20 protein-coding genes and 1 pseudogene are annotated in these 24,325 nt (G+C 60.3%); 11 read left to right on the top strand and 10 right to left on the bottom strand.

Annotation, left to right across the window (positions count from 1 at the left end):
• Positions 1-217 precede the first annotated feature (217 nt).
• The 4 genes from drmA to AC0L3L_RS19415 are packed head-to-tail and all read left to right on the top strand — an operon-like array spanning position 218 to position 8,519.
• On the top strand, positions 218-4,207 hold the full coding sequence (gene drmA, locus AC0L3L_RS19430) for a DISARM system helicase DrmA (protein ID WP_473638768.1): 3,990 nt from the start codon (positions 218-220) through the stop codon (positions 4,205-4,207).
• 8 nt (positions 4,208-4,215) lie between these two features.
• Positions 4,216-5,967 (top strand): DrmB family protein, encoded by a 1,752-nt coding sequence (gene drmB, locus AC0L3L_RS19425; RefSeq protein ID WP_473638766.1) that lies wholly within the window; start codon positions 4,216-4,218, stop codon positions 5,965-5,967.
• Positions 5,964-6,458 carry a phospholipase D-like domain-containing protein gene (locus tag AC0L3L_RS19420; protein ID WP_473638765.1) on the top strand — a complete coding sequence of 165 codons (495 nt, stop codon included), beginning with the start codon at positions 5,964-5,966 and terminating at the stop codon, positions 6,456-6,458. The genes drmB and AC0L3L_RS19420 overlap by 4 nt, the downstream gene beginning before the upstream one ends.
• A gap of 9 nt (positions 6,459-6,467) precedes the next feature.
• Positions 6,468-8,519 (top strand): AIPR family protein, encoded by a 2,052-nt coding sequence (locus AC0L3L_RS19415; RefSeq protein ID WP_473638763.1) that lies wholly within the window; start codon positions 6,468-6,470, stop codon positions 8,517-8,519.
• A 49-nt stretch (positions 8,520-8,568) separates the two neighbouring features.
• Here AC0L3L_RS19415 and AC0L3L_RS19410 read toward each other — a convergent pair whose 3' ends face one another.
• Both AC0L3L_RS19410 and AC0L3L_RS19405 read right to left on the bottom strand, forming a co-directional pair.
• Positions 8,569-9,138 carry a very short patch repair endonuclease gene (locus tag AC0L3L_RS19410; protein ID WP_473638762.1) on the bottom strand — a complete coding sequence of 190 codons (570 nt, stop codon included), beginning with the start codon at positions 9,136-9,138 and terminating at the stop codon, positions 8,569-8,571.
• A 10-nt stretch (positions 9,139-9,148) separates the two neighbouring features.
• A complete protein-coding gene (locus tag AC0L3L_RS19405; RefSeq protein WP_473638761.1) occupies positions 9,149-11,521 on the bottom strand; it encodes a DNA cytosine methyltransferase in 2,373 nt (790 codons plus the stop codon).
• A gap of 196 nt (positions 11,522-11,717) precedes the next feature.
• On the opposite strand from AC0L3L_RS19405, the gene AC0L3L_RS19400 reads away from it, so the two are divergent.
• The 4 genes from AC0L3L_RS19400 to AC0L3L_RS19385 all read left to right on the top strand — a co-directional run bounded on the left by AC0L3L_RS19400 (position 11,718) and on the right by AC0L3L_RS19385 (position 15,506).
• Positions 11,718-11,978 carry a helix-turn-helix domain-containing protein gene (locus tag AC0L3L_RS19400; RefSeq protein ID WP_473638831.1) on the top strand — a complete coding sequence of 87 codons (261 nt, stop codon included), beginning with the start codon at positions 11,718-11,720 and terminating at the stop codon, positions 11,976-11,978.
• Positions 11,979-11,987: 9 nt separating this feature from the next.
• Positions 11,988-13,244, top strand: coding sequence for a hypothetical protein (locus tag AC0L3L_RS19395; protein WP_473638760.1), 1,257 nt, complete (start codon positions 11,988-11,990; stop codon positions 13,242-13,244).
• Between the two features lie 138 nt (positions 13,245-13,382).
• Positions 13,383-13,595, top strand: coding sequence for a KTSC domain-containing protein (locus tag AC0L3L_RS19390; RefSeq protein WP_473638758.1), 213 nt, complete (start codon positions 13,383-13,385; stop codon positions 13,593-13,595).
• Between the two features lie 1,068 nt (positions 13,596-14,663).
• Positions 14,664-15,506 (top strand): ATP-dependent DNA ligase, encoded by an 843-nt coding sequence (locus tag AC0L3L_RS19385; protein WP_473638830.1) that lies wholly within the window; start codon positions 14,664-14,666, stop codon positions 15,504-15,506.
• 291 nt (positions 15,507-15,797) lie between these two features.
• On the opposite strand, the gene AC0L3L_RS19380 is transcribed toward AC0L3L_RS19385, so the two are convergent.
• From AC0L3L_RS19380 to AC0L3L_RS19360, 5 genes are all read right to left on the bottom strand, one after another.
• The gene (locus AC0L3L_RS19380; RefSeq protein ID WP_473638757.1) at positions 15,798-16,034 is read right to left on the bottom strand and encodes a hypothetical protein; all 237 of its coding nucleotides are present in this window, start codon (positions 16,032-16,034) and stop codon (positions 15,798-15,800) included.
• 93 nt (positions 16,035-16,127) lie between these two features.
• On the bottom strand, positions 16,128-16,385 hold the full coding sequence (locus AC0L3L_RS19375) for a hypothetical protein (RefSeq protein WP_473638756.1): 258 nt from the start codon (positions 16,383-16,385) through the stop codon (positions 16,128-16,130).
• Positions 16,386-16,629: 244 nt separating this feature from the next.
• Positions 16,630-16,905, bottom strand: coding sequence for a DUF5334 family protein (locus AC0L3L_RS19370; protein WP_254022756.1), 276 nt, complete (start codon positions 16,903-16,905; stop codon positions 16,630-16,632).
• Between the two features lie 11 nt (positions 16,906-16,916).
• Entirely contained in the window at positions 16,917-17,048 is a 132-nt protein-coding gene (locus AC0L3L_RS19365) for a YHYH domain-containing protein (protein ID WP_473638755.1), read from the bottom strand.
• Positions 17,049-17,228: 180 nt separating this feature from the next.
• Positions 17,229-17,903 carry a hypothetical protein gene (locus AC0L3L_RS19360; protein WP_473638753.1) on the bottom strand — a complete coding sequence of 225 codons (675 nt, stop codon included), beginning with the start codon at positions 17,901-17,903 and terminating at the stop codon, positions 17,229-17,231.
• Between the two features lie 74 nt (positions 17,904-17,977).
• On the opposite strand from AC0L3L_RS19360, the pseudogene AC0L3L_RS19355 reads away from it, so the two are divergent.
• A pseudogene (locus tag AC0L3L_RS19355) lies at positions 17,978-18,420 on the top strand (transposase); the annotation flags it as partial.
• Positions 18,421-18,565: 145 nt separating this feature from the next.
• Here the strand turns inward: AC0L3L_RS19355 and AC0L3L_RS19350 are convergent.
• Positions 18,566-20,809 (bottom strand): heavy metal translocating P-type ATPase, encoded by a 2,244-nt coding sequence (locus tag AC0L3L_RS19350; protein ID WP_473638752.1) that lies wholly within the window; start codon positions 20,807-20,809, stop codon positions 18,566-18,568.
• A 70-nt stretch (positions 20,810-20,879) separates the two neighbouring features.
• On the opposite strand from AC0L3L_RS19350, the gene AC0L3L_RS19345 reads away from it, so the two are divergent.
• Together AC0L3L_RS19345 and AC0L3L_RS19340 are read left to right on the top strand one after the other, a co-directional pair.
• Positions 20,880-21,302 (top strand): MerR family transcriptional regulator, encoded by a 423-nt coding sequence (locus AC0L3L_RS19345; protein ID WP_473533036.1) that lies wholly within the window; start codon positions 20,880-20,882, stop codon positions 21,300-21,302.
• Positions 21,303-21,430: 128 nt separating this feature from the next.
• A complete protein-coding gene (locus AC0L3L_RS19340) occupies positions 21,431-21,637 on the top strand; it encodes a hypothetical protein (RefSeq protein ID WP_473638751.1) in 207 nt (68 codons plus the stop codon).
• Between the two features lie 187 nt (positions 21,638-21,824).
• Here the strand turns inward: AC0L3L_RS19340 and AC0L3L_RS19335 are convergent, their stop codons facing one another.
• The gene (locus AC0L3L_RS19335) at positions 21,825-22,940 is read right to left on the bottom strand and encodes a Fic family protein (protein WP_473638750.1); all 1,116 of its coding nucleotides are present in this window, start codon (positions 22,938-22,940) and stop codon (positions 21,825-21,827) included.
• Positions 22,941-23,248: 308 nt separating this feature from the next.
• Complete coding sequence (locus AC0L3L_RS19330) at positions 23,249-24,277, bottom strand: LLM class flavin-dependent oxidoreductase (RefSeq protein ID WP_473638749.1); 1,029 nt, start codon at positions 24,275-24,277, stop codon at positions 23,249-23,251.
• Positions 24,278-24,325: the final 48 nt, after the last annotated feature.

Here is a 24,325-nt window from a genome sequence, read left to right as displayed (position 1 = left end):
AGTTAGGCGGCCCGTTCGTGAGCGCTGCACAGCCGAGCTCGGTGCTGATCCAGCGGAGCGCAAAAAGGCCGTATTTGGCAATACTAGCCTCCATTCAGTGGCCGCAGGTAGAGCGCCGCTATCTTCTATCAAGCTGCCGGCAACTTCCGGGCTAGCACAATTGCGTTTGATCGGCTCTAATCATCATCAACATGGGTGGAGCTACGGGGGATAGCGCTTGGGACTTCGCGCGACGACGCTTGTCGATCTATCAAACGAGGTGCTCGGTCCGAGGGGCGGGCCATTCGAACTGATGACCGACGACCCCAGGACGGAATACGTTGCCGGCGTACTGCGACCCGAACCTTTCGGCAACTCGTCGCCTCCCGATCCGGACGGCCAGGCTCCAGAGCTACTGTCGGACGCCGTCGGCGAAGAGGATGAGGATGATGTCCTAGTGGGCACCGCTCCCACGTCTCCTTCCATCGATCCGAGCCAACCGCCACGATCAGCCGGTCTTTCGTTCATCGTCGAGAGTGTCGCTCCTACTATGAGGGTATGCGCGACCTGGGCGCGATACACTGCCGAGGACAACGGCTGGCGCCGTCGTGCCGAGTTGATCTTAACCAACTGGCTGGATGCTTTTGTCACCCAACGAGTCTTTGAGCGCGATGGCGTTGAGCTCAGAGTTGAAACTAGCCCGATTCGGACTGGGGGACGTCGCGTCAGTATCTGGTTGATCAACGTACATCGCGAAACGGAGCGGGGCCGCTCGGGACCTAGCGAGCATATCTTCCAACCTCAAATCCGCGTCTTGATCGGTCGAGAGACTAAGCTTCTGCCCATGAAGAGCGCTGTAGCAGCGGCTGACGATGAGCAACGTGGGCTCGATCTTTTGTATGACGGGCGCGAAGCGTTTGCGCGCGGCCACATGTGCGGAGCGGTCTGGCGGGCCGTGGACCCGGAGCGCGGCGCTGGTGAGCTCGAGGCCGAGCGCCCGCCGGCCGCACCTTTCGCATTTACTGACGCTCATCTTCTCTCTCCTGATGACGTGACAGCGTTTTCGCCGCCGGACGTTAGGACCGAATACCTCCCTATGTACGGAGTCGAGGCACCGGAAACAGCGTGGTCTGCAGAAGGCGCTGCGCCGGAACTCCGAGCGGGAGCTCTCGCGGAAGCCTGGGAACCGGAAGCGATTGAATCTGCGTTGCGACCGCTCGCCAACGGGTATGCAGCCTGGGTGTCGCATCTGAGCCAGCACATCGAAGCACTGCGACCTGGACAGCGTCAGGCGGCCCGCGCTAATCTCGAACTCTGTTCCGCCCTGGCGAACCGATTGCACGATGCGGTGGACCTACTGCGTGCCGACGAGAATGTTAGGCTAGCGTTCTGCTTTGCGAACCGCGCAATGTCGATGCAGGGGACATGGTCGCGGGGGCGGCCTCTCGTCTGGCGCCCCTTCCAGCTTGCATTCCTAGCCGTTGCGCTTCGCTCTACTGCGGATCCTCACGATTCCGGGCGGGACGTGTGTGATCTTCTTTGGTTCCCTACCGGAGGGGGCAAGACGGAAGCCTACCTGGCACTCGCCGCGTTCACGCTGGCGTTTCGCCGACTACGCTCACCATTGGGGGGTGGCACCGGAGTCATCTCTCGCTATACGCTACGTCTTCTGACGATCCAGCAGTTCCGCAGAGCGCTCGCTACTGTGACGGCGTGCGAAGTTCTGCGCGTGGACGGACTTAGCGATCCGAATAGCCAGGCGGTTGGCTGGCGCCCGGCAGCGTGCCAGCGTCGCGACACATTCCTTTGGGGGGGAGCGCGGTTTTCTGCTGGTCTGTGGGTTGGCGGAAACGTCACTCCCAACCGCATGGATACGATCGCTGCCAGGATCGATAACAGCCTCCAGATCTATTTGGGGGCGATAGATATTCTGCGTGGAGCCCGCTTCGGGTATATAGGGCCTGACGCCACCCTCGCGCGCCTTGTGCGGAGCGGTCGGGTTCATCAAGGCGGCGAACCGGCACAAGTGGTTAACTGCCCCTGCTGCCGTGCCCTACTTGCAGTGCCCCAGTCGAATGGCAGCGCGAGCGGGCTTGGCACGGGAGAGCATCGCGTACACGTTCCTCACGCAGCCCCAGGCCGACGGATCTCAGTGACGCGGCTAGTCGCGCCGGCACCCGGCGTCGAACTCGTTGGAGCGGAATCAGCCGGGCTTGTCGATGCCTTCTCAACGACACTCACGTTCCGGGTTGCCGAAGGAGCTACGTTGACGGGCGAGCGGCTAGATGAGTGGTGGCATGATGCAGTTGCGCCCACCCTTCACCCAGGCGAGCTCCTTTGCGCGCGTCCGGCCCGGCCCGGTTATACGCTTGTCCGAAGGAACGGGCCGGCATCCGCGATAGTCGGTTTCGAGGTCCTATGTCCGAATCCGGAGTGCGAACTCAATAGGAGCGCTTGGGCGGAGAACGTTCCCGTCCTGCGCTCCGCGACCCGCGCTGTCGTGGCGACAGACCGATCCTTCCGTGCGCCCGAACACGCTGCGCTACCATCGCTGGATGGTAGCTGGCAGGATCCACCGCTCGATTATGGACGGGTTTCGGCGCGCGTGTTCGGGCGCATCCCGATACCCGCCTGTACGGTCGACGAACAGATTTACGCCCGGTGCCCTGGGCTGTTGGTCGCTACCGCCGATAAGTTCGCGAGACTGGCATACGAGCCGCGCGCCGCTGGCATCTTCGGTAACGTCGAGCGCTACCACGCGATCGAAGGCTATTACCGCAGAGGCGGGTGGCAGCCAGGCCAACCCCAGACATATCGCCCTGATCCTCCGGGTGGGCCCGGGGGACACACAGCCCTACACGTAGGCGTTCCTGCCTTCGATCCTCCTGAACTTGTCATCCAAGATGAACTTCATCTTATCGAGGGTCCGCTCGGCAGCATGGTTGGGCTGTATGAGACGGCGATCGAGGCGCTTAGTCGCGGTGCGGACGGGCGCCGCGCAAAGTATGTGGCGTCCACCGCGACAGTGCGGCAGGCCGGACCTCAGGTTCGAGCTCTTTTCGATAGGGAAGTGGCTCAGTTCCCGCCGCCTGGGCTCAATGTGGATGACTCTTTCTTCGCGCGCACCTCGGAGCCGCATCCTTTGAATGAAAAACATGCAGGGAGGCTCTACGTCGGACTCTCCGCTCCTGGGAAGGGTGCTCAGACGCCAATCGTCCGCATCTGGTCCAGCCTTCTCCAATCTGCCGTGACGACCAGACTCGCACCTGTCGAGGAAGATCCGGATCGTCTTTGGACTTTGGCAGGATATTTCAATGCCGTAAGGGAACTCGCTGGTGCCGCAACACTCTACCGGCAGGATATCCCTGAGCGCATGCGCCGACGCTACGGAGCTGCAGCTCGGTCTACCGAGCCCATTGGCTACATGGAGCTATCTAGCCGGGTTGATTCGGTAGACCTTCCCAGCATGCTCGACGCGCTTGAGACACCGTTCGGTGTCGACGTAGTCTGCGCGACCTCAATGTTCGGTACGGGCGTCGACATCGACAGGCTGGGGCTTATGGTCGTCCATGGTCAGCCCAAAACGACGTCAAGTTACATTCAAGCTACGGGCCGGGTGGGGCGGCGGTCCGGCGCGTTGGTAGTTACGTTCCTCCGCGCATCACGGCCGCGAGATCTCGATCATTTCGAGTTCTTCTGCGGTTATCATCGCGCGTTATACCGTCACGTAGAGGCGATAACGGTGTCTCCTTTCGCACCGAAGGCCCGCGACAGGTGTCTCGGACCGCTATCCGTAGCGCTGCTGAGGCAGGGAGCGTCGCTCGACGGCGCCGCGGTTCACGATGACTGGAGAGTCGAGCAAAGGCTGGCTGGCCAACGCTATCATAGCGAGGCTATGCGGATGGCTGCGCACCGGCGCGATGCCGAGGTGCTTGCCCTTGGGGCCATTGTCGAACGACGCTCCCAGATCCAACCGGCCGATATACGACCTATCGCGGGCCTGACCCAGGTTGAGATGGAATCCGAACTTGACCGCTGGCAGATGCTTGCTAGGCGAGCCGCTACGCGCGACCATCTAGTGTACAACGAATCCGCGATGGTCCGGGCCCCGACCCGGGAGGTCGTGCTCGGTGACCCGCAACACACCGGCGCCGGTCTGGCACAAGCTTTTGAGAACGCACCTCAAAGCCTGCGCGCTATTGAGGAAACAACCACTTTCAAGATTTAGGTGTCGACTTGGCCGGACAATCCATCCGTCGTTCTCAGTTCATCACTACCTACGGGCCAGGAGCCATCTTGGAGAGTGCCGAAGGTCCGAGGATCATACGGGGCCTTGAATGGGCGGAGATATTTGACAACGCTCGTCCCGACGATCATGAGATTACAGAGCGGCGGCTCTCCGAGGGCCTGTTGAACGGCGCACGGATTGTCGCCGTCCCATCCAACGCGGAGCTCGGGGTCGAGGATAGCAGAGGCGTTTACCGGACTCTGCCTTTCCCTAAGTGGTCGCTGTGCGTCCGACACTCCGCCCTTTACCGAAAGAGTGACGGCGACAGCCGCACGTGCCCGCTCTGCCCTCCCTCTCAGAATCAGTTTGACGCCTGGCGCAAGGCGGGTGCCGAGAAGACACGCTTCATCCAAGTCTGCAGGGCTGGCCACATGCAGGACGTCGACTGGAATTACGTCGTCACGTCCATGGGAGGCCGCTGCAACGGCGGCTGCCGCCCGGACTACTTCCGCTGGGAAGGCGGTGGCGGCGCCCTCGCATCGGTGCTGGTCAGGTGTCCTAATTGCGGCCAAGCCGCTAATCTCGGCCAGGCCTATGCACGCGACTGGCGCTGCTCCGGTGACTTCCCGGAGGAGGGCGGGAACATTCGACCGCCGTGTCCTACCCACGGTCGAATCGTGCAGCGAGGCGCCTCGAACGTGTTCATTCCGGAAACGGTCACAGCACTGACCATTCCGCCGGCGGCGCTTGAGTTACACCGCCTTCTTGACCAGCGTGCTCTGCGACTGCTTTTCGCTGTTATGCGACCAAACGACTTCGCGGCACTCGCCAGCCTACTGCAGCGAACTGTGGACACGGGAAATCTCGGGCAGCACGTCGTCGACGCGATCTTGGATTACCCACCGAGCGAGGTTATGCGCGCGCTCGACGAGGTCACCAGGCCGGTGGAAGCGCGCTCGGAGGCGGAAATGCGACTCGACGAGTACCGCCGACTTCGAGACGCCGCAGCCGAGGGTTATCCTCTGCAGCCAGGAGTAGCGCGTTCGCAGTTTGAAGTTGTTCTCGACGACGTCCGTCAGTTCGATGTGGTTGGCGCGGGTCGCTTCCGGGTCACGCCCGTCAGCAGGTTGCGAGTCGTAATGGCGCAAACAGGCTACCGGCGGCTCGACGGCCAGCCGGTTGACCGCAGAGCATGGTTCGACGGGGATGCATGGTATCCCGGTGTCGAACTATTCGGCGAGGGCGTGTTCATCGACTTGGTCGATGACGACGGCGAACCGGCTCCTATCCCGATCAACGGTGCTTCAGCACAGGCGTGGGCCGCTAATGCAGGCGCGAACTGGGCCGCCGATCCCATTCAACTCGATCCAGCCTTTGTTTGGTTGCACACGCTATCCCACCGATTGATTTCCTCGCTGTCGCTGAGCTGCGGGTACTCTTCGGCGGCGCTCCGCGAACGTGTCTTTATTGACAGACAACCTGGTGAAGCAGCATTCGGAGGAGTGCTTCTCTATACCGTTCAGCCTGGCGGCGACGGTACGCTTGGTGGGTTGGTGTCATTGGTGCCCGGTTTCCGCCAGATACTCGACGGCGCGTTAGAAACCCTTGACTCTTGCTCTAACGATCCCCTCTGCGGACGGGAGCGCTTCGGTCCCGAACGCGTGAACGGCGCCGCGTGCTATGCTTGCCTCTTCCAGTCCGAGACGTCCTGCGAACACCGTAACATGTCCTTGGACCGCAACGTGCTACTAGGGCGATGAAGCCGGGCCTCTTCGTGTCCGGTTTCAGTTGGGTTGGCGCGGGTGTTCGCTCTATAGAAACCGGGCTCTACGAACTATTCACTCGGGCTCGACGCCGCGTCGTGGCCTCCACATACTCCATCGGCGGAGCCGCCTTTGATCTTCCAGAACTCTGGATAGCCGGGGCACTTGATCGTGGAGTGGAAGTTGTGCTGGTAGTGAACCGCTGGGATGAGCAGCCAAAGGCTGCCCTCGCTCCGCTGCAGCGCCTGGCTCGACAAGACAGTCGGCTGGCGCTGTACAGTTGGGACGGCCCAAAACGGCATGAACTTCACGCGAAAGTGGTGGTCCAAGACGAGAGCTTCGCTATGATCGGCTCGTCGAACTGGTCTGGAAACGGTTTTCTCCGCAACCACGAGATGGCTGTAGTAGTGGAGGGGGAACCTGCGCGTACGGCGGCTAGACTCATTACGTCCCTCACTGGTTCGATCTACGCCCGAAGGCAAGAATAGCGGCTAACCATGGTTCAAGACCTCAAGGAAGATCTACGTCTACTGCATAGCGCCATCCAAGACTCCGAGCCGGAACCTGTAGCCGGCGACGAACCGGCGGAGTGCTTCACCCGCTTCGTAATCGACCACCTGATCGAAATCGGGCGCGTGGACGACGGCCACGTAGCTTTTTGGGAGGGGCCTGCGGGCCGTGGCGCCGCCCGCATATCCGGCTACGGCATCGGTGAGCAACGCGACACACTCGATCTTTTCATCGCCGAGCTCGGGTCGTCAGACGACCTGCGCTCGGCGCGGGCCGACGATCTGGACAGGCTCGCCGGCCAGGCTGGTCGTTTTGCGGAGATGGCGCTCAGGTCGGGCGCGAACGCCAATGTCGATACGGCAGCCGGTGCAATGCTGTCTGGTATCCACGAGGTGAGCGGTAGGCTTCGGCGCGTGAGAATCTTCATCATCACTGACGCGGTATCCGCTGCGCGTCGGATGCCGAGGCGCACGGTCGCCGCTTTGCCAGCCGAAATCGAGGTATGGGACCTTCGCCGCCTCACTCGCAGCATGTCGGTGGAGGGAGAAGGCGAGCCGATCGACATCGACTTCGAGAACTCGACATATGGCTGTCAGCCCTTCCTGCGCTTAGACGGCGGAACGGAGCATTCGACACTGCTGATGGTGATCCCAGGACAGGTGCTTGCAGAACTGTACGAAGAGCACGGTGCCGCTCTGCTTGAGTTCAATGTAAGGTCCTTCCTGTCGGTGCGAGGCAAGGTGAATAAGGGAATCCGGGACACGATTTTGGGAGAGCCCGACAGGTTTCTTGCTTACAATAACGGTATCGTGATTACCGCCGAGTCGGTCTACGAGCAATTCGTGCCGGGGCTCGGCAAGGCCGTGGCCAAGCTCGCCAACGTGCAGATTGTCAATGGTGGTCAGACGACCGCAACAATTCACGACGCCGCACGCCGGCTCGAAGCAGACATCTCACATGTAGCAGTTGCGGCTAAAGTGGTGATCGTCGGCTCGGATGTTCGGGACGAGATAGTAAAGCGGATATCTCGCTTTGCGAACACTCAGAACCCCATGCAGCAGGCGGACCTCTCGGCCAACGAGCCGTTCCACGTGGCTGTCGAGCGACTGTCGCGATCGACTTGGTGCCCAGGTGGCGAACGGCGCTGGTTCTACGAGCGCGCTCGAGGGCAATACGAGGTGGAGTTGTCACGCGAGGGTGACACCCCAGCTAAGCGGGCCAAGTTTCTGCTGCAGACTCCGAAGGAACTCCGCTTCTCCAAAGTCGATCTCGCCAAGTTTCTGAACGCATGGGGCCGAAGGCCACACGACGTTAGCCTCGGTGGGCAAAAAAACTTCATCCAACTGATGGAGGACTTGCGACGCCGTAATGGCCTTGCCTGGGAGCCGGACCAGCAATGGTACCAAGATGTTGTCGCCGTCGCCCTTATCTGGCAGACCGCCGAGCGGGTCGTCCGCTGGGAAGGTATCCCGGCCTTCCGCGCCAACGTAACGGCCTACCTTGTGGCGTTGTTGTCAGCCAAATCGTCGAGTCGCCTGGATCTCAAGCGCGTATGGAACGCGCAGGCGGTAACCCCTCAACTGGAAAGTCTGCTCCGCTCATGGGCGGTTCCGGTACGTGATGCGCTTGTGCAGCGTGCCTCATTGCGACAGCGGAACCCTACAGAGTGGTTTAAGCGGGAAGAATGTTGGACGGAGATCGCTGAACTACCGCTGCCTATCCCTTCACCACTACCGGGTGAGTTCGGCACCACTTCCCGTGAGATAGATCTCATTCCAAGTGGCGCCAGCGGCACCGTATCAACTGATCTCGCCGCTGCGCTGCGAGTGAAAACGATCAAGGCAGGTCAATGGACGAGCATCGCGGAGTGGGGATCGCGAACAGGCAAGCTGCATTGGCGCCAGTCTAGCATCGCAACCACCCTTTCAGGCATGTCTGCCCAGCAGTGGCGTAAAGATCCCTCGCCCAAGCAAGTAGAGGCTGCGATCAATATTTTGAACTTGGTTGAGCAGCAAGCGCCAGAACTGGTGGCGCTCTAGCCCGAAAGTGCGCTAAGATATCCTAATCTGCCCGCACGCGAGCTGCAGATCACAGTGAACCCCTGACGCTTGTCGGCCGCCCCTCCCAATCCCCGGCAATCTCCAGCTTCGGCTCGTCGGAATTGAGCCATCGCGCGAGTTCCGCGACGATCTCGCCCATTTGACGGCGGGCCCGTCCCTTCAGCGAGCACTCCCACACGATCGCTACGCGCCAGCCCTGACGCAGCAACTCGGCCGCAACGCTGGCGTCGCGTTCGACGTTGCGTTCTAGTTTTTTTACCCAGAACTCCGCATTCGTTGCGGGCGTTACGCCCAGCGGACATATGTGGGCATGCCAGAAGCACCCGTGGATGAAAAGGGTAGCTCTGCATCGCGCGAAGACTAGGTCCGGCGTTCCCGGCATGCCACTGACGTGGAGTCGGTATCGCAAGCCGGCACGGTGGAGTGCGCGCCGCAGCACCATCTCTGGCTTCGAATCGCGGGGACCGATTTGCGCCATGTTGTGCCGGCGCTGCTCAGGGGTGAGGGGATCCGGCCTGACGGCGCGGCGGCGCCGAATCATTCGGTCAACGCTACCATGCTCGGTCGCATCTTGTTTTGGGTTTCCGAGCAAGGTCATTTGGCATGCGTTATCCGCTTTTAATAGTCCAGGCACGTTGCCGGTCGCCGCACTTGGCATCTTTCCGCCTGTGCAATACGTGGGCGACCCGGTCCGCTATCGCATGACTCAACATGGGCGGCACCGCATTGCCGATCATCTTAAAAGCTTCGGTGAGCGCGACGCCGCCGAAGGCAAACCAGTCGGGGAAGCTCTGGATGCGGGCCGCCTCGCGCACTGAAATAGTCCGCGGCGCCGAGGGATGCACGTAAGCATATGTGTCTTTCGACATGTGGCTCGTCATCGTCTTGGAGGGTCGAGATGGATCCAGTCGCGCCAGCCAATCGCCATGATTACTTTCGCGCTTCGAGATGTAGTTGCCCGCCAGCAGGTGGTGAGGCGAGCGAAGACGCTCGCCAATCTGTTCGAGAAGCAGTCGGAGCGGCAACGCCCCGTCGAGGTGCCCCCTTAGCGATCGAAGCTCTTGCACCTCTGGAATAGGCGCGCCCGCGCCTGACGCCTTTAGCCGAACTTTCTCAAGGTCATCAGGGGTGAGCGCGAGAAGCCCGTCGAGCAATCCGGCAAGCGCAGCGCTCGTTCGGGCCTGGTCAGCGCGGTAGTCCATCCACCGCCTGCCTGGCCCGAAGAGCGCGAACAGTGCCGCATCGTCGGATCGGGCCGCACGGCAAGCATGGGCATCAACTTTATTGGGTGCAATCCTCGTGTCCGGTCGGGGCTGTCGGACCCATCGCGAATAGGCATGCCCGTCGGGATCGAACGCATCGATGTCATGCTGAATATTCATGGCATTTCCAGGCTTCAGCTCGCCACCAATCACAGATGGCGTAGGTAGTCCCGCCAAGGCGAGCGAAAGGGGCGCCTCCCGCTCGCGACGAAGCTCCAGACAGGCCCCGGCGAGGGAACCTGACGGTTGCGCTTCGGTCCCAGTCAGGACGCCGGCCATGAAGTAGCGTTGGCGAGTTTGCGGCACACCATGCCGCGATGCGTCCAAGACCTTTTGCGCGACCTCATATCGAGCCTCGCCAAGCGATGCGCGCTCGATCGCCTCTTCTAGCAGTTCAGTTGCCTGAAAACTGACGCCGTCGACACGCACGACCGAACGGAAATGGGCGACGTTTTCGAAGAGGAAGACGTCCGGTCGGAGGGCGCTGAGTACCATGACGTATTGCTCAAACAACCTGTTCCGAGAGTCGCCCGCCTCGGAGTCCGCGTGTGCATGAATGCGAGCATCGCTGAGACTGCGAATCTTTCCCCGACCTATGCGACTGAAGCCCTGACAGGGCGGCCCTCCGACTAGCACAGACACCGGCGCATACTCGTAAAGCCGTCGCAGGCCAGCCGCGAAAGCTTCGTCGCAGAACAACGCTGAGCGCAGCGCCTGGCGCCTTGCCCGCCAACCCGTCCAGGCCTCGCGGACTTCCCTCATGACTTGTGTCGCAAGGAAGTCGACGAATGTGCCCAGTCTCTTGGTCGAAGCAGTGAGTTGCCCGGCGCCAGCGCCAGCCCGGCGACCAGTAAGTAGCTCGGCCTCCGCGTCCCAACCAGCATTTGCCCGCGATAGCCAATCGGGGTCAACCGGGTGCCGCTGCGTCGGACCGGGGTTGCGCTCCTGGGCCGGCCCACTCCACAGCAGGTTTGGAAGACCGACGACCTTTTTGGAAGGGTGCGGGAGTCGAAGATGATCATGGAAGCGCAGCACGGAAGTCTGATCTACTGCCCGGGGGTGTAAGGCCGCACACGCAGCACTCCAGTCCGGTGATGACCTAATTGCGTTCAAGCGGTCACTGAACGTTCGATCCGCCTCGGATATATCGCTCAGGAATAGCGGAAAGGCTCCGCTCTCTAAGCTGCGCAACTCTGCCTGAAGCTCGGTGTCGCCGAGCGTCTCGCCCACGTGCTGTAGGTAAAAGGCCAGGAACTCGGAGGCGTTAAGGAACTCGGTGAGGTCAACTATCGCGCCGACTGGTCGCTCTCCATGTCCCAGAGCTGCCGCATTGCGATTTAATGTAGCGATCGGAGCAGCCTGGTTGTCGAGTGCGAGAACTGTTCTGAACTGCCGGCCCTCGCCCAGCAGATCGAAGCCCAAGCTTAAGCCGCCGCAGCCAGAGAAGATGTCCACAACCAGTCTTGGCGCCGTCGGAGCCGGAGCCGGAGCGTTTTGATCGACATCCAGGTCAAGTGGCCGTTCGACCGTCGGAAGCACGAAAACGTTGCCCGTAAGCCTGCTCCCGGCAAGCCAATTGCGGTACTTCTGTGCCGAATCGCTGCGAACATGCTCACCCCGAAGATGATCTTCCAGGGTGCCCCTGCTTACGCCAATCAACGCAGCCGCATCCTTGTTCGAGAGACGGCGCGATGCGATCTGCTCGCGCACGCGCGCCATCAGCGTAGCGATGTTTTCACCGGCTGGGTGCTCAAGGCCGCCCCCCCTTCCAAGTGGCATGACTCTTCTTTCTTTGCCCTTCGGCTTCCTGCCGATACTAAGTGCGTTAGCGGCCCACCGCAAATCTGTTTCCTGCACACCGGCAGTGTGTAGTCACGCAACATAATCATGGCAAGATCACACCGTGAAGGCTGACATGTATCTAATAGCAGTAGGCGGACAAGTCCGCAGCGCGCGACTCTCCCGCGGCTATAGCCAGGAGCGACTAGCGGAGCTCTCCGGAATCCACCGAAACTACATTGGTCTAATCGAGCGTGGCGAGCGGAACATGCGGGTAGGCACGGTTGCTAAACTCGCGGAAGCGCTGGACATGTCGCTCGCTGAGCTGTTCGCGGATTTGCCTCGTCACAAGGCTTTCGCGGTCCCTCCGCGAGATCGAGCGCTCGATGTTGGGTGAGAGCGCCATATGACTTTGCTATCCCTTTGGCGAAGCGACGCGGACAATCTGCGGACGCTGACAGCGCGCCAAGTTCTTGCGCTTGCCGGCGACGGACGGCTTCTCGACGGCTCAGCGTGCTCCATCGAGCTTCGCACCTACCTCGCCGAAGTGGAGGCCGACGACCTCGGTCGCTACGTCCTCGAGTGTCTCGGCCCTCGCGATGGCGCGCGAAAGAGCGAGCGCGGATTCGAGGACAGCGGACTAGTCCTTCAAGACGTGGTCAATGAGATCGGCCGACGCCTCGACTACGACGTTATCGACGGGGTCTATCGCGGCGTCCGGGGCACGATCGGTCACGACGGCGTCTGGCGCGATGGGTCAGGTCGGGATCTCCTCGTTGAGGTAAAGACCACCGATGCGTACACGATTAGGTTGGAAACGATCGAGGGCTACCGCAGGGCACTAGTCGCGGACGGGGCGCTCGGCCAAGATAGTTCGGTCCTCTTCGTCGTCGGGCGAGATGATACCGGTGCCCTTGAGGCACAGATCCGGGGCTCGCCCTACGCGTGGACGATGCGGATGATCGGGGCCGCAAGCTTAATGCGTTTGCTGCAAGTTAAGGTCAACGCAGAGGCTCCTGCCGTTGTCGATCGCATCCGGTTGGTCCTCCGACCCATAGAATACACGCGGGTCGACAGGATAGTTGACCTAATGTTCGACGTCCGCGTCGACGCCGATGCGCCGATCTCAGACCAAGAGCCCACGGTCCTCTTGGGAACCGAGCGTCGCACAGCCGCCGGCGCCATATTTCGACTTCCCTCGTCGCCGGCCAGCGGCGCCGTAGAGCCATTCCGCCGCCTCGCAGCTGAACTGGTATCGGAAGCGGTTGGTGCAAGGCTCACACGTAGGCGGCGGTCTTGGTACGAATCATCCGATGGCGTGCACCGCGCGGTGATCGCCGTTTCCAAACGCTATGAGCGCGATTACCAGTCTTATTGGTATGCGTTCTACGACACGCAACGGAAATTCCTCGGAGAGGGAGAGTCGGCTTGGCTAGCCCTCTGCGCCCTTGACACAGAGCGGATTTGGGCTATCCCCGCCCTAGTGGTCGAAAACTTGGTGCCGTCCATGAACTCCACAGAGCGTCCTGACGGGCAGACCTACTGGCACGTGCTGACAAAGCTCGTCGGTGATCGATGCCTTCTCGTCACGGGTGGCGGCGAGATGGATTTGTCGCCTTACGAGGTCTCTTTGCCATCACGGAGCACATCACCGTTGAAGTGACGTAGATCTCCCGGACGGCGACAGATCAATCCTCGCCTACGAGGATACCGCAACGCTCAAAGCCATAAGAGCAAAGGTGGCCCACCGATGTGGTGGACACCCACCCGATCATTGACGTCTTTTGGTCGAGCCACCGTCATGCCATCCACCCCGATACGCAAAACGGAATACGATCCGGACGGCAGAATCCTCTCGGTGTGGTTGGTCGCCAGCGGCAAACGGTACGAGTTTGAGGACGTGCCGCCGGAGATCTTCGCCGCGTTCAAAGCCGCCTTTGCCAAGGGCCGCTTCTTCAACGAACACATCCGCAATCACTTCCGCTACCGTCTGGCTGGACCCGCGGTTGACTGAGCAGCATCAGCGGACGATCTCTCTTTTGGCAGGGATGCGGCTCATTCGTCGCGGCCGTCCGGCCAGCTTTTGCGAGGGCAAGGTCGGACATCGGAACGAAAGGCGGATTCGCGAATTTCTACTGCTAGATAATCGGAATCGTCGCCCATGAGACTCGCGACCCTCCACCTTGAAACTGCGAGATACGGCGATGTATATCGCGCCGAACGGCTCGCGCGGCTGAGGCAGCAAATGATCCGGCACATTAAGCGCACTGACGCCTCGGCTCAAAAGGTCGAGCAAGCGCTGACTATTTTGGCCGAAGCAAACGCACCCATGCACCGGCTCGCGCGGCATCAGTAGGGCCGCGCATATGTGCGCTCACGCCCGACGACGTAAGGAACGAGGCTGCTGCCAAGGAGGAGGGGCTGCTACGCTCCTCTACCTAGCACTCGATACTTCCAACCGCCGGTTGGTAGACGCGTCCTGACGGCGTGCATAGGTTTTCGGTTCACCGGGCACACTACCCCCGCCCACACCCCTGTGCCTGGTGAACGACTGAGAAGTCTCGCCCGCGGTGCCGAAAGGTGCGGCGGGCTTTTTTTGTTGTCCGAGATGTCCTGAATCGTATTAGTTGCGCAGAATAGTTTGGCCGGAGGGGGTGGTATGCCGATTAATCGAAAGGCTAAAGAATTTGGCGTCTTCAGTGAATCCGAAGTAGCTACGCTGGGCCGCGTGTTCGACCGGCTCAAGAGGGAGGGCGACTCCGAACATCTCCGTGAGGCTCTCGCGTCTCGGATCCTGGCAAATTATACGGCCGGTATCACTGACGAGGACGAACTTGTCTCAGCGTCAAAGCTGCCGTTGGGTCGGTAGGCGCAACGCAAATAGGTCCTGCTTTCACCGCCTTTTTCGAGCGGAGGCCATCGATCCCGCGCGTAATGGGAACGCTGGCCGGCATGTTTTGTTTCCGCAGCCCTGCGGAATCACGTTCCGTTCACTCTGGCTAATATAAGTCTGGTGCCTAGAATCGAATAAGTGCGTAAAATTGTAAGTACCGGCGTCGGCCGGCTCGAGTTCATTCCGCCGATGATGCCTACCTTGGTAGCAAAGCCGCCCCAAGGCGATGACTGGATGCATGAAGCCAAATTCGACGGCTACCGCTCGCAGATCATCATCGACGCCGGCGGTGCGCGGATTTTCACCCGCCGCGGGCTCGACTGGACCTCCAAATACCGCGATCTGGTCGAGGCAGCCAAAGGTCTCAACGTACAGAACGCCATCATCGACGGCGAAGTCATCGTCTTGAATGAGGCTGGCCTTTCGGATTTTGCCGCACTGCGCAAGGCCATCACCAGGCGCCAACATGAGCTCTATTTTGTCGCCTTCGATCTGCTGCATCTCAATGGCCACGACTTGCGCGACATGGCGCTTGAGGATCGGCGGGAAATCCTGGCCGGCCTCATAGGGTCCGACAGTCGCATCCAGTTCAGTGAGACCATGCCGGGCGAAGCCAACGCGATCTATCATCTGATCGACGCGGCCGGCCTGGAAGGGATGGTATCGAAGCGTCGGGACAGCAAATATCGCAGCGGCCCGACCACCAGTTGGCTGAAAACAAAATCCTTCACCGAAAGCGAGTTTGAACTTCTCGGAGTTGAACGCGAGCGGGGCAAACCGGCCTTCGCTCTGATGGCCGAGCCGGGGACCCACAAATATGTCGGCAGCGCCTTCGTCAGTGTAAATCGCGAGATGCGGGAGCGGCTGTGGAAGCGCGTCCAGGAACATGCCGGGCCACCGCCCAAGGAAATGCCAAAGAGGCCGGCCACTCAATGGGTCAAGCCGGGTATCAAGGCCCGTGTGAAGCATTTAAGGGGCGAGGAAGACCTTCGGCACGCCACGCTGCAGGATTTTTGGGATGAAGGAATTTAATGCGCTCCGTCCGAGCGCCTAGCGCGAGGCAAGGGACGGGCGCTAGAAGGGAGGCCCTATGAAACGCAAGCCCAGTAAATCCGGATTCAACAAACTTCTCGACGTCGACACCACACTCCTATCAGCCGAGCCTTTGATCGGACTCCTCGAAGACTGGAGACCGACACCGGCACGATCGAGCTGGCTATGAATAGGACCTTGGCCGAGCAACTTCTATTTGCCATCGTTGAATTTCTCCAGGCAGGCAAGGGAGATGATGTGCGGTCGAGCGTTCGCAATAGAGTCGCCTGCCTAGGCAGGGGGCAGCGCCGGCCCTGTCGAGTGCCACTGCACCCAGGGCGCCGGCCTCCCAGTCACTTCCTTCACTGTCTGGAGCAGCGTTTGGTTCAGCGCCACCAATGCCCTGTGATGATCGCAGCTAGGCGATATGAGTGGGCGGGTGATTGTTTTGTGAAGCTTCTCGGCATCCGCCAGAAAACGCTCGATGTCGGCTTCTGAAAGCTGCTCGAGGTGTTTGTGCCTGACCATGTTGGCTCTCCCTTTGAGTGGATCGCCGCAACCATCCTAGGGGAACATATTCCTACGCGCACAGCAAGTTGCGACGTGAGAATTTTCCCAAGGTTAGTTCTCTGCCTCAAGCGATTTTCCCGCCAACTGCCATTCATCCCACACCTTATCAGGATCAATGTCGTCGTAGCCCCGAGCTTCTATGACTGCCCGATAGCCATGCGCGGGCGTCGCGATGGACGGAGCCTGATCTCTGATTTGTAGGACTTCTCTTTCCGTTAGGGGCACACCCTTTTCCCGTTCCGCAGGTAGAAGAGTCGCTACCAATGCCGGGACCGGGACAATGAATAATTCTTCGGCCAAATCAGTCATCTGCTGTCGCTCCCGTCGCGCCACGGCAGGAGCTTTAAGTCTTCCCTGCGGCCGATCATCACGAACCTAGACGGGCCGGCCGCTTCTCATCATGGCACGGGCCTTCTTCCATGATTCCAGGCGTCATGACGCTAGCTCGCCGGTGATTGCCGACGGTGCTTCTATAAATCGTTGAACCGATGGCCGGCAACAACTGGCAAGAAGATATCGCGGCCCGCTGCGCCAGCGCAGTTGATGAGCGAGATCAGTCGTCTTCCATTTCAAGAGTCCGATACTCGCCGCTTTCGTTGTCGTAGACCTCGACTTCAACTGTCGATCCGTGTCGCCGGATACTTTCGACGGTTACGTCTCGATATTCGCCAGCACCACTATCAAATATTTCGATGTCCCTGCCCGTCCTGACAAGATTACCCTTGCCAATCTCAACAGACTCGCCAGTCGTCGTATCCGTCCCATCCCAAGCATATGCATCGGACGCGCCCAAAACGAGTCCGATTGCGAGCGCAAAACATTTGATCATAGTAAGCCGCCCTAATGGCAGTGATATTGGCCAGTTTTATGATTCGTATGGCAGCCGTTTGAGTCTGTTCCGCCGCCATGGCTGAACGCCGGGGCAACGCTATAGGCGCCAACAAGAACACTAAGAAAAATCAGATATTTCATTCCGCCCTCCCAAGTAGATGGCTATTCGGCGCTCAATCATGGCGAGAGTCAAGAGAACACGGAAAGGCGGTCTGTGTGGCGGGCTCGTCGACGATCATAGACGAGTTGCGCTCGATCGGTGCCGTAGGACTTCTGCGCTTGCTCGTGATCCATGCTTGCGACCTGGGAGCGTTCATTCGATCAAATGGGTTCAAGTTCCGCCAGGAATTCCGGCATGGTTTCGGATATTCGATTGTACGCAAGTTCGAACAAGCCGAGCGAGCCAAGCAGCGCATTGGCGATCATGTCGACGGTGCTCTTTGTATCCCTCAATCCGCGTCCGAAATCTGTCAAATACCGTGGAGGGTCGGGCTTAGAATATAATCCGGCGACGCCGGACCAATTCGGATGTGCAATTTCACTCAGGCTCTCGTAGCTGGCACGCACCCCGGGTACGGCTTTGTCCATGCGGTCGATACAGCTCAGGATTTGCATGGCCTGTGGCCCATCCGGCCATTTACGTGAGCCCACGAGCAGCCGTATCAGCAGATCGTTCAGGTCTTGCGGTGAATGGTTATGCCGCGCATCGAGAATCTCCCAGAGTTTCCACACTAGGGCAGCATTCTCGGTGAGCGCTCGGGTCAAAAGGGCGGCAACGCTCAGGTCCTCGCGTCCAAGAGCATCGCATGCATTGCGCGCCAGCTCTTCGCTCCGCCAGATCAGCGCTTCGCGTGCGCACAGCAATTGGAATGGCGCTTTGGACCAAACCCCTAAAGCGGCAGCGTCGATACGAGCCGGCAGATTTTCGCGCAGCCTGTTGGCAAACTTGCGCGCTTCGACAAGCTCTGCAGAGACCATGTTTGGAGCGCCCTTCATTCTTCCTGCCCCATCTTATCTGAGTCCCGCCGATCGGCGAACTCCGGCCAAAGATCGGCCAAGTATCTCGCAATCTGAAAGCCAAGTTCCTCGACTTAGAGAACGCCATCCGGCACTCGCTGAAGTCGTTCGGCACCCGCTTGGGCAAGGTCTGACGCGGGGCGTTCGAGCGGGCGGTGCGCCAAGCGGTGGCGGACGATCCGCTGCCGAGCAAACTGTTGGACGCGATGCTGGCGGTGCGCGACGCGGTAGAAACAATATTGCCGGCTGCACGATCTCGTCGTGAAAATTGTCGGGCGTAGTGAGCCGTGCCGGCGCTTGATGGCTACCCCAGGTGTCGGTCCGGTGACGGCGCTTTCGCTCATGACTGCGATCGATGATCCGACGCGCTTCCGCCGCTCGCGTGACGTTGCGGCCTACTTCGCTGACGTCGCGGCGCTGGCAGTCGATGGCCATGAAGCGCCTGTACGGCTCGCTGCGAGATGCAGCAAAAAACCTACCCCCATCAGCACGCCGGCTAGCACCAGCCGGGCGCAGTTGCTCACCCAAAAGGGCAATCGCCAGACATGCCCCGATAAACGGCGCGGGCGAATAATAAGCGCCGCTTCGATGCGAATGGTTGTTGCTCATCGGCCATCCCAAACGACATAGAAGGCGGCAATCTACACCCCACCTTTCCAGCGCAACAGCCGCATGGCGTTGGCTGTCACCAGCACCGTCGCGCCTGTGTCGGCGAGAATGGCGGGCCACAGGCCGGTGATGCCGACTACGGTCGTCACCAGGAACACCGCCTTCAGCCCCAACGCCATGGTGATGTTCTGCTTGATGTTGGCCATGGTCGCCTGAGACAGTTTTATCATCGCCGCGACATCGCCGACGCGGCCATGCAGCACCGCCGCATCTGCCGTCTCCAGGGCGACATCGGTGCCGCCGCCCATGGCAATGCCGATGTCGGCCGCGGCGAGCGCCGGCGCATCGTTGATGCCGTCGCCGACCTTAGCGACCGTCAGCCCCTGCCCTTTCAACTCGCCGACAATGCGCTGCTTGTCTTCGGGCAGCAATTCCGAGCGCACCTCGATATCGAGGTGCTTGCCGATTGCTGCCGCCGTGCGCTGGTTGTCGCCAGTCAGCATAACAGTCCTGATGCCAACATCGGTCAGCGCCTTGAGGCCGGCCTGCGCGTCCGGCCGAGGCTCGTCGCGCATGGCGATGAAACCGGCCAGCAAATCGTTGATCAGTAGCACCGACACCGACTTGCCCTGGTCGTTGAGTTCGGCGATGCGGGCCGCCTGCTCGGCCGGCAGCGCGACCTTCTCGCCTCCAGCGATCGGCGAGCCCAGGAAGACGTTCTTACCGCCAATGTGACCGACTACGCCCTTGCCGCCGAGCGCCTTGGCCTCCGCCGCTGGCGGCACCGGCACGTGATCGGCCTTGGCCTTTCGCAGGATAGCCAAGGCCAGCGGATGGCTCGATCCCGTTTCGAGTGCAGCGGCCAACGATAGCACCTCTTTTTCGCTGATCTCGATGGCCACGACATCCGTCACCACGGGCTTGCCTTGAGTCAGCGTCCCGGTCTTGTCCAAAGCCACGGCGGTGATCTTGCCCAAGCCTTCCAGCACCGCGCCGCCTTTCATTAAAAGACCACGCCTAGCGCCGGCCGAGAGCGAGGCGGCGATTGCCGCCGGAACCGATATGACGAGCGCGCAGGGGCAGCCGATGAGCAGCAGCGCCAGGCCTTTGTAGATCCATTCGTTCCAGTCGCCGCCGAAGGCCAGCGGCGGGACGACGGCCACCAGAGCCCCCACGGCGACGACGGCGGGCGTATACCAGCGTGAGAAACGGTCGATGAAGCGTTCCGTCGGCGCCTTGCCTTCCTGGGCCTCCTCGACCAGCTTGACGATGCGGGCGATGGTGTTGTCGGACGCCGCAGCCGTGACGGTGATGCGCAATACGCCGTCGCCATTGATGGTGCCGGCGAATACGTCCGCGTCGACGCCCTTGCGCACCGGCACGCTTTCCCCCGACACCGGCGATTCATCGATGGCGCTTTCGCCCTCGATGATCTTGCCGTCGGCTGGAATGCGATCGCCCGGCCGCACCAGGATGACGGCGCCAACCCCAAGGGCTTCGGCCGGAACTTCGCGCGTGGCGCCATCCTCTAGGAATGCCGTCTTGGGCAGCAGCGTGGTCAGCGCCTGGATGCTGGAGCGCGCCTTGCCGGCGGCCACGCCTTCAAGCAACTCGCCGACGAGGAACAGGAAGACCACGGTGGCGGCTTCCTCGCCGGCACCGATGATGACGGCGCCGATCGCCGCGATGGTCATCAGCATTTCGATGGTGAAAGGAATGCCGGCGAGCGCGGCCATCACAGCTCGCCGTGCAATCGGCAGCAGTCCGATCAGCATGGCAGCAATGAAAAGCCAGACGCCGGTGGCCGGCCAGACATAGTGAATCGCAAAAGCTGCGGCCAACGCGGCGCCGTTGGCGATGCTCAGCCGGCCTTTGGCGCTGTTCCACCACGGACCCGTGGCCGGCGTGTGGTCGTGGCCATGCAAGCCCTCCACGTCGTCGTGGTCATCTTTGGCTGTGCCGGCATGGTCGCGGCCAGCATGGTCGTGGCCAGCGCGGTCATGGCCGCCTTTGGTGCCGTGCCCGACCGACTTGGCAATCTGTCCGGCTTCGCTCGTGAGCTGAGCCACAGAATAGCCGAGGCCCGTAACCTTCTTTTCGATCGCGGCGAGGTCGCTTTCGGCAGTGTGCCTGACGGTCATGGTGCCGGCAGTGACCGAGACGTTCACATCCCGGACGCCATGCATGCGGCGCACCGCGCTATCGATTTTCGTCGCGCAGCCGCCACAATCCATGCCTTCAACGCGATAACGGGTTTGTGCGGCGGTTGCAGCCATCGTCTCACTCCTTGAACCATTCCAGCGGCACGCTACATTCTCTAGCGACTAGAGGAGCAAGCGAAAAATCATGCGCAGTGTCCCGATTGGCGAAGCGGCACGACAGAGCGGCGTGAAAGTGCCGACCATCCGCTACTATGAGCATATCGGCCTCCTGCCCGCGCCGAACCGCAGCGAGGGAAATCGACGGCACTATGAAACCAGCGATTTGCGCCGGCTGGCGTTTATTCGCCATTCACGCGAGTTGGGGTTCGGCATCGAAGCCATCCGCACCCTGCTGACGTTGCAGGATAATCCCAGCCAGCCCTGCGCCACGGCCGACACCATAGCCCAGGCGCGGCTGGCCGACGTCGTTCAGCGGATACGCAGCCTCACGGCATTGAAGGCCGAACTTGAACTCATGGTCGAAGGCTGCCGGCACGGGAAGGTCGGCGAATGCCGGGTGATTGAGGTGCTGGCCGATCACAGCCAATGCGAACACGCCCGGCACTGACTGGACCCGATCTCGAACGATCTAATCATTCGTGAGCCGGCCTTTCCGCCACCATCCAGGTCATGAGGCGCGACTGCACGGCGAGGTGATGATTTTGACCCCGGCTAAGCCACGAGCTGAAGTGCGGCTTGCACTCCGGCAATTGTCCGGAATCGGTAGCAGCGGCCCTCTATTCCTTTGCATCGGCGCGTCAGAAGGACGTGATTTGCTTTGCCCATGTAACAAACCAGATGGGCCAGACCGAAGGTGATTTTGAGAAAGGCGGAGCGGCACCGCCGATGCGTTGGCCGTATCGCTTCGGTCGCCCGAATGCCATGAACATTGCCGACACTTGAAGATAAAAACACGCTGGGACCGCAACCGTTGCCCTGAAATTCTCAGCGAAATGCAGACGGGCCAGTTTAAGTCGGACTTGGTGCGCTCAGGCTTTGCCCAGCGCGATCCTGAATTCATAGACCTTTTTGCTCAAAACTTCGCACGTGTCGCTGCGCGAGTAAGGTGGCAATAAATCTGTGCTGCGGTTTACCTGCGGTCATCCAGAATGTTCAGGGCGTAACGCGTGTGTCGCCGTTCACCAGTTCTTATCATCGCGCCCTTGGAAACGAGGTCTTGCAGATCTCTTGTAGCCGTCGCGCGCGATGCTTGAGTCATGGCGATATAATTCTCGGCGCTGAGCCCTCCTTTGAACCCGTCGATGCCTCCGCGGAACATTCGGGCGATGACCTTTTCCTGCCGCTCGTTGAACTGGTTTCGGTAGCGTTCGGAAAACTTGGCTTTAGCTACGGAGAATTCGACGCGGACCAGCGTTACGCGTTGCGCTTCAAGGATCGTGTTGGCAAAGTAGAGCAGCCAATTTGTTACCGCGTTGCTCTTATTGCTGGCCTGCAGGTTGTCGTAGTAGGCCTTGCGGTGGCGTTCGATCGTGTATGCCAAAGCGATGAGACTTGGCTCACCCAGGCTTTGAGCAAGCGCCTTTTCGCAGAGGGCACGTCCTATGCGGCCGTTGCCATCCTCAAATGGGTGGATGCTCTCGAAATAAAGGTGCGCGATACCGGCTCGCGTCAACGCCGGGAGCGGCGTCTTACCTTTAGGCGCGGTATCGTTGAACCAAGCGGTGAAAGCATCCATTTCGGCTTTGACCCGCGCTGAGGGAGGTGCCTCGAAATGCACTTTGGGCTTATCCAGCCGATTGGAAACGATCTGCATGACGTCGGCATGCTGGCGGTAATTGCAAATGGTCTCAATACGCCGTTCCCCCGACATCACCATCTTGTGCCAAGCGTAGAGAGTGCGATGCGAGAGGACATGGCCAAAATGTAAATACACGTCGGCCATCATTTCCGCGATGCCGCGCTCGGCAGGCGGAATGCGCCTGTTCTCGCTGCCCAGCCCAAGTTGCTGGCGCAGGGATGATTGCAGGCTCTCGCGGTTGAGGTATTCCCCTTCAATCGCGGACGTTTTCAAGGCCTCTTCACTGATAAGATCGATGCGTATCTGGTCGCGATCGTCAGAACCGACGTGCCGAAAGACACCCAGGAACTCACCCGATCGCAGCAGGAATTCGCTTTCCAGCGGTTCCAATTCTTCCTTATCGTAGGTAAAATGCGGCCAGTCAGCCTGCTCCCAATTCCATACCATGAGTTATAGCGCACCTTTCTATAACTCATAGTGCCCTAAATAATGAGCTATAGCAATCTTCCCTATGCCTCTCTAAGCCTCAGAAGCTGGGGCTTTGCCCTGGTACGCACAAGTCCGGCCCTCTCTCGCGAAACGAAATCGGGGCGATTTCTTAATCGGCAGGCCGGTCGCTCCAAGCATCTAGGGCCTCCACAAGCGTGCGCGCCTCCACCCACACACCAAGCACTATTTCGGCATCATGGGCGGGACCGGGAAGGTGATGATGCGCCGGAGAAATTCAACTCCGAAGGCGGAGCGCGCATTCCACGTCAGGTAACTCGAGCCATGATTTCAGATTGGATCGTCCTTGCGGTGTATAGCGAAGCGTCTAAGGACAGATTCCCAAATGCAAGTTGGCAAAGTAGATAATTAGCACCGGCCTCTTCGAGCTGATCAAGAAGAGCTTGTCGCGCGGAAGATGCCGTTCCCACCACGCACAATTCGCTTTCGATTGCTGCATCCAAGCTCAGCGGCAGATTTGGGGGCGTCTGGAGCGCATTGAGGTCGTAGAGGAACCTGAAGCTCTTGAGCCATCGTTCGTAAGCGGGTGCCGCGAGCGCATATGCATCTGTTTCCGATCGCGCGATCACGACCATGCGGAGCATTCCAAGAAATGGCCCTCGCTCGTCCGCGTCGGCACTGCGCTCCCGGCAGGCTCGGAATGCATCTGTAATTCTGCGAACAGAAGAGGCAGGTCCAAGGCACGCGATATTGGCGCCACTTGAAGCGGCCCAGCTGGCCGACTCGGGTCTATTGGTGGCGATCCATGTCGGTGGATGGGGGCGCTGATAAGATCTCAGCGTCAAAGGGACGTCATTCAGCTCAAAATGGCGGCCGCTATAGGACAGCGTGTCGCCCTTCATCGCCTTGATAAGGATTTCGCTGGCTTCCGCATAGTGACCTGGCGCCGCCTCCGCAGCAATCCCGAAGTAACCCAGTTCGACTGGGAGAGAGCCGCGCCCTATACCCAGTTCGACCCTGCCACCACTCAACTGGTCCAGCATGCAGATCTCCTCGAACGCACGCAGCGGATGATAAAGGGCAAGGAGCATTACCATCGGGCCGACGCGGAGGTGCCGGGTGCGCTGGACGACGCTAGATAAGAACAGATTCGGCGATGGGCCCCTCCCGTGCGGAGTGCAGTGGTGCTCTGCCAGATGATATGCGTAGAAACCAAGGTGATCGCACGCCTCTGCTAAACTCAGGCGATCGGCGTATTGTCGGGCAATCTCGCAGCCATCCTCGTCCAAGTGGTCGAATATGCCGAAGGTCAGGCCCAGGGGGAAGGCATTCTTCACGCGATTTCTCCAACTCTTTGCAACAGTTCGTGGCTCGCAATGATGCAA

The sequence above is a fragment of the Mesorhizobium sp. WSM4849 genome (assembly GCF_055811385.1).
The sequence above is the reverse complement of the archived record's forward strand: the minus strand, read 5'-3'. Positions and strand labels throughout refer to the sequence as shown.

Coding starts and splice junctions, on each gene's coding strand:
- AC0L3L_RS19360 (WP_473638753.1), bottom strand. CDS start 17,903: ATGAAGGGCGCTCCAAACATGGTCTCTGCAGAGCTTGTCGAAGCGCGC.
- AC0L3L_RS19395 (WP_473638760.1), top strand. CDS start 11,988: ATGACTTTGCTATCCCTTTGGCGAAGCGACGCGGACAATCTGCGGACG.
- AC0L3L_RS19415 (WP_473638763.1), top strand. CDS start 6,468: ATGGTTCAAGACCTCAAGGAAGATCTACGTCTACTGCATAGCGCCATC.
- AC0L3L_RS19370 (WP_254022756.1), bottom strand. CDS start 16,905: ATGATCAAATGTTTTGCGCTCGCAATCGGACTCGTTTTGGGCGCGTCC.
- AC0L3L_RS19335 (WP_473638750.1), bottom strand. CDS start 22,940: ATGGTATGGAATTGGGAGCAGGCTGACTGGCCGCATTTTACCTACGAT.
- AC0L3L_RS19400 (WP_473638831.1), top strand. CDS start 11,718: ATGTATCTAATAGCAGTAGGCGGACAAGTCCGCAGCGCGCGACTCTCC.
- AC0L3L_RS19365 (WP_473638755.1), bottom strand. CDS start 17,048: ATGAAATATCTGATTTTTCTTAGTGTTCTTGTTGGCGCCTATAGCGTT.
- AC0L3L_RS19405 (WP_473638761.1), bottom strand. CDS start 11,521: ATGGCGCGCGTGCGCGAGCAGATCGCATCGCGCCGTCTCTCGAACAAG.
- AC0L3L_RS19350 (WP_473638752.1), bottom strand. CDS start 20,809: ATGGCTGCAACCGCCGCACAAACCCGTTATCGCGTTGAAGGCATGGAT.
- AC0L3L_RS19345 (WP_473533036.1), top strand. CDS start 20,880: ATGCGCAGTGTCCCGATTGGCGAAGCGGCACGACAGAGCGGCGTGAAA.
- AC0L3L_RS19390 (WP_473638758.1), top strand. CDS start 13,383: ATGCCATCCACCCCGATACGCAAAACGGAATACGATCCGGACGGCAGA.
- AC0L3L_RS19375 (WP_473638756.1), bottom strand. CDS start 16,385: ATGACTGATTTGGCCGAAGAATTATTCATTGTCCCGGTCCCGGCATTG.
- AC0L3L_RS19380 (WP_473638757.1), bottom strand. CDS start 16,034: ATGGTCAGGCACAAACACCTCGAGCAGCTTTCAGAAGCCGACATCGAG.
- AC0L3L_RS19385 (WP_473638830.1), top strand. CDS start 14,664: ATGATGCCTACCTTGGTAGCAAAGCCGCCCCAAGGCGATGACTGGATG.
- AC0L3L_RS19410 (WP_473638762.1), bottom strand. CDS start 9,138: ATGACCTTGCTCGGAAACCCAAAACAAGATGCGACCGAGCATGGTAGC.
- AC0L3L_RS19420 (WP_473638765.1), top strand. CDS start 5,964: ATGAAGCCGGGCCTCTTCGTGTCCGGTTTCAGTTGGGTTGGCGCGGGT.